An 11,927-nucleotide genomic window follows, 5' to 3' on the forward strand; every position below is an offset into this window, starting at 1 on the left:
AAGCTCCGCGAACTCCAGCTCCGGCTGGACGCAATCTGCTGAAATACTGTTCAGTTTTGCTGGATGGTCAGCAGAGCATTCTGCTGCGCGGCGCAGGGTAATGATCAGCGTGCGTTATGTATTTCTTTTCACAGGGCTGTATGGAATTCACCCGTTATTGAGGAGTTGTTATGAGCCAGATCATCGCAGTACTGAATTTTGAAGAGGGATATGTGGACACGCCTTATCTCGACACGCTGGGCTTCCCCACCGTGGCGGGCGGTATCCGCATCGGACCGAAAGGCGCGTCGCTGAGTAACTACGTCTTTCGCGTGCCACGACGGGTCGGCGACGTCTGGAAGCAGTGCATTCTTGAAAACAAAATTCAGGAGATGCAGGGCAGGGAGCCGCTGCGTAACGCGCTGGCAAAGTGCAACGACGCCCGGACCGACGTCCTGCTCAGCATGGCTTACCAGCTTGGCGTTGAGGGGGTAATGCAGTTCAAAAACATGCTCAGCGCCATCGCCGCAGAGCAGTTTAATGAGGCGGCCGACGCGATGATGAACAGCCTCTGGGCGCGTCAGACGCCGGGCCGCGCCAGGCGTCACGCGGAGATGATGCGCAGCGGAACCTATGCGGTTTACAGGGGGTTGCTATGAGATGGCTCATGTTCCTCGTCGCCGTATTAACGGCAATCATCATTCTGCTGCTGCTGCAGCGCTTCACCACCCTGCAGTTTGTCTCTCATGCCCGCCTCTTGTTTAAAACCTGGTCTGTCTGGCTGGCGTCACTCGGCTCGATGCTCAGCGCCTGGGCACAGTCCTTTCCTGCCGCCGCCGTCGATGCCTGGAGCGTTCTGCCGGAAGATGTGAAAGCGATTCTGCCGCACAACTACCTGGGGCTGGTGGGCGCGTTCATGGTGGCGATGGGGGTGATTGCCCAGTTTGTCCGGCAGAAAAATCTGCTTAACGCGAAGGATCAACCCGGAGGCGCGAAATCATGACGCTGATTACTTCTCTGCTGGGCGGCAGCTGGCACTGGCTTGCGGCGCTGGCTGGCATCGTCGCGGCGCTGGGTGCCAGCTATTTCGGCGGCAAAAAAGTCGGAAAAGTGCAGCAAAAAGCACGATCTGACGTCGATAACGCGCGTCAGGAGGCGTCCCGCGTTACGGCGGTGGCACAACAGCAACAACAGCATCGCGAGGAGGCTAACCGTGTGGCGACCGACAATAACAGCCTTGATGACGCTGCTGCTCGCGACAAGCTGCAGCAGTCGAAATACCACAAACCCTGAGCCAGTGGCGATCACCGACTCTGCCTGTGTGCTTTTTTCCCCTCTTTATACCTACGGCGATGATGCGCAAAAGATGGACATCCGGACGGTGCGCGCCATCAACACCCACAACGACATGTGGGACACCCTTTGCGGCCATCCGGCCGCGGCAAAGTAGTGCGCTGATAACCGGCGCACTATCTCAATGATCCTGAGGAGGATTCTATGATCGAAGTTAACTCTTTTGCTGAACTGCGTACCACAGTCCCACCGAAATCAGGTGAAGTGGCGAGCCTGAAACGCTATTACGACAAAGACTCCAGCTTCCGCGGCGGCGCTGACTTTGTGGGATTCCTCAGCACCACGCCGCTGAAAGATGATGGCGGTACGGTGGCAGTGGGTAACGGTTTTTACTGGAAGCGCACCATCAACGATCCTGCCGAAGTGAATATCCTGCACTTTGGTGCGAAGGGGGATGGCGTTACCGATGATACCGATGCCTTTAAACGGATGCTGGCATGGACCCAGAGTTACAACACCTATGCCAAAGCGATCCCGGTGCGTTTTCCGGGCGGCCGTTTCCTGATCTCACCGATCGATCTCACCAACACAGAGCTGCCGTTTTTTGGTCTGATTGGGGATGACATCGAACAGGGCTCGTCGCCGCGCACCACCATCGTCTCCGACAAGAGCGATAACCCGGTGTTTAAGGTGATGGCGCGTAAAATCGCCATTAAAGGCATCGCCTGGCACGGGCAGGCCAGTGCCGATATCGCCCTGAAATCCACCGTGAGTCCTGAGCAGTGCAGCAACAAACAGCCGTTTTTTGAAAATACAATTACCGGCGGCCAGATCGTCAGCCTCTTCTGCTTTAAAGCGCAGAGTACGGGGGGCACGGTCTTTAAGCTGCAGGATACGCTCGACAGTAAGTTCGATCAGATCTACACCTCCAGCACCTTTTCCCGGGTGTTCGATGTGGGCTGGTCAAACGCACCGAAGGGTAACTGGGATCACTCAACGGCTATCGAGTTGTGTAATGCCAATTTCCAGTCGGGCTACGGCGATGCCACGCTCTATATGCCGCGCGTGACCCAGGGGATCATGCGTAACGTCTGGATCGAGCATACGGCGAACCCGGGCGATCTGTCGGACGGGGGCTGGACCATCGATACGCTCAACATTGAGGATTGTGTAACGCCGCTCAATCTCAACAATGCCCGCGTAGTGATGCGTCACATTAACCTGCAGGCCGGTGCGAAAATCACCAATGATGTGGCCGGCAACAAATGGTTATCCACCTTTGAATATGGCTATCGCCGGGATGAGAACTACGGCAGTTTCCTGACCGGTTCGCTGCGCGCTGGCTATTACAGCGGCTACAAGGTGGTGAACAACACCGATACCGATAACTGGTATCGGCTGGGGCAGCTCTATTTCCCGGCGCCTAATCAGCAATGGGTGATGGAGCTGATCGGGAAAGCGGATGCCACCACGCCGTCCGGCACCGCCGGTTCACCAGTCAATGTGCCCGGCACCGGTAAAACCCTGATCAACCTGCAGCGACTGGAGACGGTCTGGGCCGATGCTTACCACATGGGACAACCTTCCGTGCTGGATATTCGCTATGGCCGGGTCGGCACCACCTATGCCGTCGTGTGGGTCAAGCTGAAAGCCAACAGCGGCGAAACCATGTTCAACCTGAAAACCACCGGTCCGACGCGTTTCGATACCGGTGCCTGCTCGCTGTTCCAGGCTGATATGTCGGTGGTTACGGATATCACCAAACTCAGTAACCTGAAACCCGCAGCACGCTTCGGCATGCATAACGGGCTGGCAGGTGTCGGGGCGAATGAAAAAGGGGTTGTCACGCTGGCCACCGCAGCGGGTACACCGACCAACAAGACCGCACCAACCGGTTTTGTGCTGATCAATATCAACGGCGTTGACCGCAAGGTCCCTTACTACGATTGATGATCGGCATTTTTTGGGCGAGGCTCCGGCCTCGCCCTTTTTTGATCTGGCGGGCTGATCGTGTTTAATCTGTCAGGCAACGACAAAGCCGATATTGTCCTGCTTAATGCAGTTGATACGCGTGATAAATAAGGAGAGGTCATGAAAAAAGGGTTTATGGCGGCCGCACTGGCGATGGTTCCGATGTTTGTGAGTGCGGCAACGCCGCCTTATCTGTTTGATTTTATACAGAACAGGCAGACAGGTCAGGCTTATCAGCGGCTGATCGCCGGGCATAATTTTCCTGCCTGGGTGAAGCAGGGCGGCACCAGTACGCCTGCTGAAACCCTGACGCTGAAGGGCGTGACCTGGCAGGTGCTCTCCGGCTGTAAACCGCACAACTGCCCGGCGCAGTCTGTTGCCATTCTTTACTCACCGGAAAAAGGAGAGATCCATGGCGTTTACTCCGATTACGATCAGACGCACGATCGCCAGACGCTGACCTGGCTTAACCTCGATCCTCTGAACGATGCCGGGCTGCGAAATATCCTGTTCAGAGAGCTGAATGGCGGGCCCGCTGAGTAAGCTTTTTGCCTGCGGAGCCGCGCAGAATAAGGGCTCCGCAACACAATCCGCGCCAGCACTTCTTGCGGGCAGGGCGATTTGAGTTTAATTTCAAATGCAGGTTGCGTCCCCGGAAGAAGTATGGCTTAATGAATCGTCGGTTTGATTAACAGACACTATCAAAGCTAAGTAACCAAAGCAGTTCTCATCTCTAAGTTTGTCGCGAGACATCCCTTCTTTTTGAGTCTTCTCTTACGTTCTGATTAAAATCTGTTCTCAGGCCATTACGCCGGAAGGCTCGATAATTAAGGATTTAAGCATGTCTAACAAAATTCGCGGTACCGTTAAATGGTTTAACGCAGAGAAAGGCTTCGGTTTCATCTCTCCTCAGGACGGCAGCAAAGATGTATTCGTACACTTCTCTGCAATCCAGGGCACCGATTTCCGTTCATTAGACGAAGGTCAGCAAGTTGAATTCACAGTAGAAAATGGCGCTAAAGGCCCGGCTGCTGCGAACGTTGTTGGTCTCTAAGGACTGAAGATTACTTTTAAGTGTCCTCACTGTAATGGCTCACAGTTTCGTACATCACATTTTGATGTGACAAGAGCCAATCCGCATGGAGCGAAATGCATTTTCTGCAAATCTGTTGTTGTTCAGGTGAACGCAACGAGGATTGCAACTCAGAGCGCGCCTCGTGCTCTCTGATAAAGGCTTGTGAGCTTTATAGCGTTGTTGCATTTACAGTAATAAAAGGCTGCCCCGGGCAGCCTTTTTTGTTTCTGCTGTTTCTCTTCTTCAACCTCAACCCTGTCAACCTATCCTGCCTGAAGATCCTGCTTTCCCGACAAAGAAACGCGCTATGCCGTCCTGTCGGCTCTGCACAGCAACAGGCCTGCCGCAGCAGGCCGTGGTAAGATTAAGGCTGTACGGGCTGCAGTGAGAGCTTGACGGTATTGAACACGCTCATCGCCTGCGCCATCCGTTCAGCCTGATCCTGCAGCGCCTGGGAGGCGGCGGACGCTTCCTGTACCAGCGCGGCGTTCTGCTGCGTCACCGCTTCCATCTGCGTAATCGCCTGATTGATCTCATTGATGCCGCTGCTCTGTTCGCTGCTGGCAATGGTGATTTCGCTCATGATGTTCGCCACGCTCTGCACGCTGTTCACCACGTCGCCAATGGTGGAACCCGCATGGGTCACCAGTTTACTGCCTTCATCGACTTTCGCGACAGAGTCTTCAATCAGCACTTTGATCTCTTTCGCCGCAGAGGCCGAGCGCTGCGCCAGATTGCGCACCTCACTGGCCACCACCGCAAAGCCACGACCCTGTTCGCCCGCGCGCGCCGCTTCGACCGCCGCGTTCAGAGACAGAATGTTCGTCTGGAAAGCGATGGAGTCGATGACGCTGATGATATCGACGATTTTACGAGAGGAGAGGGCGATCGCTTCCATTTTCTCGATCACCTGCTCCATTACGACGCCCCCTTCGCGTGCCACGGTCGAGGTGGTTGCAACCAACTGGTTAGCTTCGCGGGCATTGTCGGCGTTATGTTTCACGGTAGAGGTCATCTGCTCCATTGCTGAGGCGGTCTCTTCCAGCGAACTGGCCTGCTGTTCGGTGCGGGTCGAAAGATCGAGGTTACCGCTGGAGATCTGATTGGATGCGACGGCGATGGTATCTGAGCCGGTGCGCACTTCGGTCACAATCGACAGCAGATTGTCATTCATCCGCTGCAGCGCCTGCATCAGCACGCCGGTTTCGTCGCGTGAGGTGACCTTGATCTGAGAACTCAGGTCACCTGAGGCAACGCGCTCTGCGACATCAACGGCGCTCACCAGCGGACGGACAATCGAGCGGGTCAGCAGATAGCCGAGCAGGATAGAAGCCAGAATCGCCAGGCCCGAGAAGAGCAGCGTGATAAAGATGGCGGACTGACCATTTTCCACAATGCCCTGACCTTCACTGCGCAGCTGCGAATCCTGAGAGTTAGCGAAATTTACCGCATCCTGCAGAAACTTATTCTGGGTGGCGGTCATCGATTTGAGCACATAGACGCTGGCCGCATCAAAATTCCCCGACTTCACCAGCGCGATCAGCTCCGCCTTCACTTTCTCAAAGGCCAGAGACGACGCCAGCAGGTTGGCGATCTTTTTCTTGCCGATCGGCGTGACCTGAATCTCTTCGATCTTTTTCATGGCCATATTGGTTCGCCGGGTGGCTTCATCCAGCTGACCATAACGTTTCACGTTCATTTCCGGTCGTGTGGTGTCGATCACCATGCCGCGCAGGTATTTGATCTGATCGTTGACGCCATCGCGCACATCAAATGCCAGTCGTACTTTTACATAACGATCGTCAACGATCGACGCGATCGCCGTATTAATATTGTTAATCCTGGTAATGGATGTCACACCAATCACTATCAGTAACGTCACAATAATACCGAAGGCTGCAGCAAGCCGCATTCCCACCTTCATATTCCTGATGCTGACCATGTTCTCTTCCCCGCTTTATTATTAATCAATTTGTTAGCCACATTCAGAGCTTATGCTGTTGTGCGCAGTGCCGCGTTGAGGTCTGTGGTCACTGCCACAGGCAAAATGTGATCCCGCGCATACTGTTATCGGAGCACGCCGTTGTACCTTTAACAATTTTTAAGTAATAACGGTGCGTAAATAAATCGGCGGCAGGAAACATCAGAAGGGCTAAGCAGATAACCTAAAGGCAAATCAGCAGGGCAAAAAAAAGGCTGTCAGCAGCGGTGCTGACAGCCCTATCCAGACGAACAAGAATGGATTCAGAAAATTAAGAAGTAGAGGCCTACCCAGAAAACCAGACTCAGGGTTACCGCGGTGATCCAGGCCAGCTGGCGTAAACGGCCGCGCAGCACGTTCTGACGGGACGGTGTATCTGTTAGCGTTTCGATGTGCATAGTGCGTTCCTGGTCAGGCCAGCCTTTCCGCTGGCGAAGAGTAAAAGTGTGACGGGCCTGTCAGGCGGCCCGCACGGATCTAGCGGGCTGCGTCGAGAACGTTGAAAATGACGTCTGACAGCTCATTTAACTCAAACTTCGCTACATAGCCGTCGGCACCGACTTTGCGAACGTGATCTTCGTTGGCGCTGCCTGAGAGAGAAGAGTGAATGACCACCGGCAGCGTTTTCAGCGTCGGATCGCGCTTGATGTTGCGGGTCAGCGTAAAGCCATCCATCTCCGGCATCTCCAGGTCGGTCAGCACCAGCGCAATTTTGTCGCGAATCGATTCGCCCGCGGCCTGCGCTTCCTGGTTCATCAGTTTGATTTTTTCCCAGGCATCCAGACCGGTGTTAAACATCAGTGCCGGAATGCCCATGCTTTTCAGGCCCTGTTCCAGCAGCTGTCGTGCCACTTTGGAGTCTTCTGCCACGATAGCGACCGCACCGGGGCGATAGGGGAAGGCACGCGGCAGGGCCGCTTCTGGTTCAACGCCACGCACCGAAGGAATGATGTCATACAGGATCTGCTCAACGTCCAGCACCATCGCCAGCTCGTTGCTCTGCTTGTCGCTGTCCAGACAGGCAATACTGGTGATATTGCGGCCGCCAATACCGGCTTCAGCGGTGTGGACCTGGCTCCAGTCGAGACGCACGATGTTCTCTACCGACTCCACGGCAAAAGCCTGGGTGTTTCGCGCATATTCGGTAACCAGCAGCAGGTTAAGACCGGTTTCCGGAACACAGCCCGTCACGGCAGGCAGGTCGATGACCGGGATAAACTGACCCCGGATGCTCGCCATACCCAACAGCGGTGAACGCATGCCGGCCGCTTTGGTGATGGGGGGCATCGGCACGATTTCACGCAGCTTGAAGACGTTAATGCCAAAGAGCTCCGACTTGCCTTTGAGCTGGTCGGAACCTAAGCGAAACAGCAGCAGTTCAAACTTGTTTGATAACGCGAGGTTCGCTCTTTCATCGATCTCTTTTTGAAAATTATCCATGGTTGCCTCTGCATTAACGCAGCTGGTGAAATAGGGTGTGAACAGGTTATCGGCAGCAAACGGAAAAAAGTGAGAAGAGAAGGGTGAAATAAAACGGACGCCCATTATTGTGCCAGGCTTAATGCTGAAGGTTCAGCATGGACACCTTTCCAATAAAGGAGTGTGAAATGAAAAAAGTGATTTTAGCGTCATTGCTGGTGTTGATGAGTGCAGGGGTATCGGCCGAAGAGGGTGGATTCAAAGCCGGTGATACGCCACCGCCGCAGCATAAGCAGGATGCGGGTTATAAAGGTTCAGAAGATACCGGTCAGACGCATATCAATCAGATCCGCGATTTCCGTCAGGGCGGCTATGTGACGCTGGAAGGGTATATCGTGAAGAAAGAGCAGGGTGAGCGGTATCAGTTCCGCGATAACACCGGCACGTTGCCGATTATCGCCTCGAAAAAGACATTCGGGGGCAAAACCTACACCGCCGATGACAAAGTGCGCGTGAGCGGCAAGGTGCACGGCAAAGGTGACAAAACAACTCTGCATGTGACACAGATCGACGAGCCATAATAGCGCGGGCGAGGGTAATCCTCGCCCGTTTTTCCTTAATCCTTCAGCAGAATCGCCCGGCAGGTTTTGCCCTTGATTTTACCCTGCCTGAGCTTCACCAGCGCCGCTTTGGCCTGGTTCGCCTCAATTGCCACATAGGCGTGGGTCGGCGTCAGAACGATTTTCCCTATCTGCTCGGCGCGGAAACCGGCTTCACCTGTCAGCGCGCCCAGAATATCCCCCGGACGAATTTTGGCCTTGCGGCCGCCATCGATACAGAGCGTCATCATCGCGGCAGGCAGCGGCTTGCTGCTGCCCTTTTTCAGCGTGCTGGCTGACACCCACGGCAGCTTCTGCTGCAGGAAATCCTCCAGCGCATGCGCGCGCGCCATTTCATCGGCGGCGACCAGGCTGACCGCAACGCCATGTTCACCTGCGCGAGCCGTACGGCCAATGCGGTGCAGGTGGACTTCCGGGTCCCAGGCGAGCTGATAGTTGACGACCATCGCCAGGGATTTGATGTCGAGCCCGCGCGCGGCGACATCGGTCGCCACCAGGACGCGGCCGCTACCGTTAGCAAAGCGGATCAGGACACGCTCGCGGTCGCGCTGCTCCAGATCGCCATGCAGTGGCAGGGCGCTGATATCGCGCGCGTTAAGCGCCTCAGCGACCTCGTCACATTCACGTTTGGTGTTGCAGAAGACCACGCAGGAGGAGGGTTGCTGGTCGCCCAGCAGGGCGATAAGCAGCCCCAGCTTCTCATTGTGGCTGGCTTCAAAGAACTGCTGGTCGATGTGCGGCAGTTCGCTGACATCTTCCGTGACCACGCTCAGTGCATCGCGCTGGAAGCGGGTGCTGATGGCCGAGATGGCATCGGGCCAGGTGGCAGAGAAGAGCAGTGTCTGGCGCGAGTCGGGTGTGGCTTTGATGATCGTTTCCATGTCGTTCAGGAAACCCATCTCCAGCATACGATCCGCCTCATCCAGCACCAGGGTGTTGAGCTGGTCCAGCTTGAGGTTTTCGCGGTTAATATGATCGAGGATGCGGCCCGGCGTGCCGACGACGATATGTGGCGGATGCACCAGTGAGTCGCGCTGTGCGCTCATCGGCTGCCCACCGCAAAGTGTCAGGACCTTGATGTTACGGGTGTAGCGCGCCAGCTGGCGCAGCACATTGCCTACCTGATCTGCCAGTTCACGGGTCGGGCAGAGGATCAACGCCTGGGTCTGGAAGCGGGTGCTGTCGATATGGTGCAGCAGACCAATGCCAAAGGCAGCCGTTTTGCCGCTGCCGGTTTTCGCCTGCGCGCGCACGTCGCGTCCCTGCAGGATGGCAGGCAGCGTAGCCGCCTGCACGGGCGTCATGCTGGTATAGCCCATCTCGCGCAGGTTATCGAGCTGGCTGTCGGGAAGCGAATTGAGGGTAGAAAAAGCGGTCACGGGCGCGGCCTCTGAGGCTGAAGGTGTCGGGCATTATTGCGCCGCAAGTCTGGCAGAAAGCACGCCTGACAGCAACGGGAACCTCGATGGTAAGCGTGATGAAACTATCGTCATCAGAGAGCTTAAGAATTGACTGAACTTTACAGAAAAAGGTGGTTTATTTTTATCAATCACACGGGCGAAAGGAGAGCGGGTTGATGTCAGATCCGATTTGAGGCCAGTTATCGCTTTATAAGTGGCCGTTTTTGAAAATTTATTTCATTGTTAATCAGATAACTCCCTAACTAAGCCTCCAGTAATAGAATTAATCATTAAAAAATATCGGTGCTCGTGCCGATAAAAATCCTGAGCTAATTGCTTTATATTTAGCGCGCCATATTCCTGGTACAACGACCGGTAGAGGGTATTTTCATTGAGTAATAGCATCCAGGGACCACATGAGAATGTGCTTAAAATAGTAGGCCGCGCCGTACTGACACTGCATGTTCATGGAGAGAGTTTATCTGCGGATAAGATCGCCTCCATGATCGGCTGTTATGCGGAAGATGAGCCCTGTGATCAGGAAGATCGTCGCCTATACGCGCTGGCAATGGAATTGATGTCAAAGGATAAATGGGCCAAAAGCGCGTAATCCTTACTGCGCTCAGGTAAATGCAGAGCCTCCCATCGGGAGGCTTTGTTGTTTCTGGCTGCAGGTGATTTGTGCTGCGTTGGCGGCAGGGCCGGAGTCTGACAGAAGATTGCCGCTGTGGAAGGGGGGGCTCCCCTTCCTGTACGCAGGGGAGCTGTTTGCGGCGTCTCAGGCCGGGGGCAGCGCAAACACCGGTTTACCGCGCGAGAAGGTTGCAACCACCGGCGAAATGCGCGCCACCGCTTCGGCCGAACAGCTGGCAGAGACCAGCATCATGCTTGCCTCATCACCCGGCGCGGGCCACTGGCGTTCTCCCTGTGCCGACAGCGGCAGCCGGTCGTCCGTCGCGATGGCCAGCGCCCGCGACAGCGAAAACTCATCCGATCCACGGTAGAGCTGCGCATAGAGATTTGCCTTTTCCAGCATGCTGCCGGTTCCGAATGGCGACCAGTGATCGATCACGCTGTCGGTGCCGGTCATCACCTTCACCCCGGCCGCCTGCAGTTGCGGAATCGGCATCGTGAGTTTGCCGATGGGCAGCGTCGAGGCGACGCTGAACTGCTGTTCCGCCAGCCCCTCAATCATCTTATCCAGCGCCGCGCCGTCCAGGGTCGCCAGAGCAAAACCGTGGCTCAGCGTGACCCGGCCTTTCAGCTGCGGATTTTTCGCCACGGTGTCGATCATGTAATGAATCGCCGCCACGCCCGCTGGAGAGGTTTCATGCAGATGGATGTCGACGCCGCGCTGGTAGTCGAGCGCAATCTGAAACATCGCATCCAGCGACTTCTCCATCGCGCCATCGACGTTAGTCGGGTCCAGCCCGCCGACATACCCGACGCCATGCTGCATCGCCTCGCGCATCAGCCCGTCAACCTGAGAGTGCAGCAGGCCGTGCTGCGGAAACGCCACAATCTCGCAGGGAAAGTCGGGATGCCGGGCCAGGGCCGCCTGCAGATGTTCCAGGCTCTTCAGGCCGCTGACCGGGTCGATGTTGCAGTGGCTGCGGGCGCGGGTGGATCCTCTGGCGTGCAGCAGGGCGATCAGGGCTTCGGCGCGCGCCTGGGAATGGGGCAGCAGTTGCGGGATCAGCACCTGTTCGCGTGCGATCATATCCATAATGGTTTTGCCCTGACGCGGACGCGGCGCCTGCCACGGACCGCCATAGAAGGTCTTATCCAGATGGATGTGCATATCCTGGGTTGCCGGCAGCAGCAGCGCATTCTGCGCATCCCAGGAGGGCAGCGAAGCGTCGCCCTGGCCTGCGGCGGTCAGCTGGTCAATGTTGCCGTCGCGGACGCTGATGTCGTAAAGCCCGGTCCGGGTTGCCACAATCTCATCATCCTCGCGGATAAAGCCCTCCTCCAGCCGCACGTTGCGCAGCAGATAGTGATCCTGATGGGGCAGGGCGGCAGCGGGTCGATCGGGTCCGGTGGCGGGCGACGAGGAGGCGGTCGCGGCGCTGGCCTGGCCGAGACCGGCTGCCAGCAGGCCGCCTGCGGCGGTCCAGCGAACGCTTTGTCCAAGGAAATCACGGCGGCTGGGTGAAGAGGTAATCGGCATCAGAGGCTCCTGCAAAGTG

Annotated in this window: 14 protein-coding genes; 9 read left to right on the plus strand and 5 right to left on the minus strand. The window is 56.2% G+C overall.

Annotated elements, in window-relative coordinates; translation table 11 throughout:
• Nucleotides 1-170: 170 nt before the first annotated feature.
• The 8 genes from AB1748_RS05745 (at nucleotide 171) to AB1748_RS05780 (ending at nucleotide 4,471) form a co-directional block, all read left to right on the plus strand.
• Nucleotides 171-638, plus strand: a complete 468-nt coding sequence (locus tag AB1748_RS05745; RefSeq protein WP_111141855.1) for a glycoside hydrolase family protein — start codon at nucleotides 171-173, stop codon at nucleotides 636-638.
• The gene (locus AB1748_RS05750; protein ID WP_111141853.1) at nucleotides 635-982 is read left to right on the plus strand and encodes a hypothetical protein; all 348 of its coding nucleotides are present in this window, start codon (nucleotides 635-637) and stop codon (nucleotides 980-982) included. Before AB1748_RS05745 ends, AB1748_RS05750 begins: the two co-directional genes overlap by 4 nt.
• Entirely contained in the window at nucleotides 979-1,272 is a 294-nt protein-coding gene (locus tag AB1748_RS05755; protein ID WP_111141851.1) for a hypothetical protein, read from the plus strand. The genes AB1748_RS05750 and AB1748_RS05755 overlap by 4 nt, the downstream gene beginning before the upstream one ends.
• A 4-nt stretch (nucleotides 1,273-1,276) precedes the next feature.
• Nucleotides 1,277-1,429: a hypothetical protein gene (locus AB1748_RS05760; RefSeq protein WP_158527498.1), complete on the plus strand. Its 153-nt coding sequence runs from the start codon at nucleotides 1,277-1,279 to the stop codon at nucleotides 1,427-1,429.
• Between the two features lie 47 nt (nucleotides 1,430-1,476).
• Entirely contained in the window at nucleotides 1,477-3,222 is a 1,746-nt protein-coding gene (locus AB1748_RS05765) for a glycosyl hydrolase family 28-related protein (RefSeq protein WP_111141849.1), read from the plus strand.
• Between the two features lie 141 nt (nucleotides 3,223-3,363).
• On the plus strand, nucleotides 3,364-3,786 hold the full coding sequence (locus tag AB1748_RS05770; RefSeq protein WP_293770943.1) for an Ivy family c-type lysozyme inhibitor: 423 nt from the start codon (nucleotides 3,364-3,366) through the stop codon (nucleotides 3,784-3,786).
• Between the two features lie 298 nt (nucleotides 3,787-4,084).
• Complete coding sequence (cspA, locus tag AB1748_RS05775) at nucleotides 4,085-4,297, plus strand: RNA chaperone/antiterminator CspA (protein WP_009091867.1); 213 nt, start codon at nucleotides 4,085-4,087, stop codon at nucleotides 4,295-4,297.
• A gap of 3 nt (nucleotides 4,298-4,300) precedes the next feature.
• On the plus strand, nucleotides 4,301-4,471 hold the full coding sequence (locus AB1748_RS05780) for a cold-shock protein (RefSeq protein ID WP_111141845.1): 171 nt from the start codon (nucleotides 4,301-4,303) through the stop codon (nucleotides 4,469-4,471).
• Nucleotides 4,472-4,682: 211 nt separating this feature from the next.
• Here the strand turns inward: AB1748_RS05780 and AB1748_RS05785 are convergent, their stop codons facing one another.
• The 3 genes from AB1748_RS05785 to AB1748_RS05795 form a co-directional block, all read right to left on the minus strand.
• On the minus strand, nucleotides 4,683-6,260 hold the full coding sequence (locus AB1748_RS05785) for a methyl-accepting chemotaxis protein (RefSeq protein WP_293770940.1): 1,578 nt from the start codon (nucleotides 6,258-6,260) through the stop codon (nucleotides 4,683-4,685).
• Between the two features lie 302 nt (nucleotides 6,261-6,562).
• Entirely contained in the window at nucleotides 6,563-6,697 is a 135-nt protein-coding gene (locus AB1748_RS05790) for a hypothetical protein (RefSeq protein WP_255562796.1), read from the minus strand.
• Between the two features lie 79 nt (nucleotides 6,698-6,776).
• On the minus strand, nucleotides 6,777-7,739 hold the full coding sequence (locus tag AB1748_RS05795) for a chemotaxis protein (protein WP_111141863.1): 963 nt from the start codon (nucleotides 7,737-7,739) through the stop codon (nucleotides 6,777-6,779).
• A gap of 167 nt (nucleotides 7,740-7,906) precedes the next feature.
• On the opposite strand from AB1748_RS05795, the gene AB1748_RS05800 reads away from it, so the two are divergent.
• Complete coding sequence (locus AB1748_RS05800) at nucleotides 7,907-8,299, plus strand: YgiW/YdeI family stress tolerance OB fold protein (protein ID WP_111141841.1); 393 nt, start codon at nucleotides 7,907-7,909, stop codon at nucleotides 8,297-8,299.
• 35 nt (nucleotides 8,300-8,334) lie between these two features.
• On the opposite strand, the gene dbpA is transcribed toward AB1748_RS05800, so the two are convergent.
• Both dbpA and AB1748_RS05810 read right to left on the minus strand, forming a co-directional pair.
• Nucleotides 8,335-9,717 carry an ATP-dependent RNA helicase DbpA gene (gene dbpA / locus AB1748_RS05805; RefSeq protein WP_367396111.1) on the minus strand — a complete coding sequence of 461 codons (1,383 nt, stop codon included), beginning with the start codon at nucleotides 9,715-9,717 and terminating at the stop codon, nucleotides 8,335-8,337.
• Nucleotides 9,718-10,516: 799 nt separating this feature from the next.
• Complete coding sequence (locus AB1748_RS05810) at nucleotides 10,517-11,908, minus strand: amidohydrolase family protein (RefSeq protein WP_367396112.1); 1,392 nt, start codon at nucleotides 11,906-11,908, stop codon at nucleotides 10,517-10,519.
• Nucleotides 11,909-11,927: the final 19 nt, after the last annotated feature.

This window comes from Pantoea sp. Ep11b, assembly GCF_040783975.1.
GTDB lineage: Bacteria > Pseudomonadota > Gammaproteobacteria > Enterobacterales > Enterobacteriaceae > Pantoea.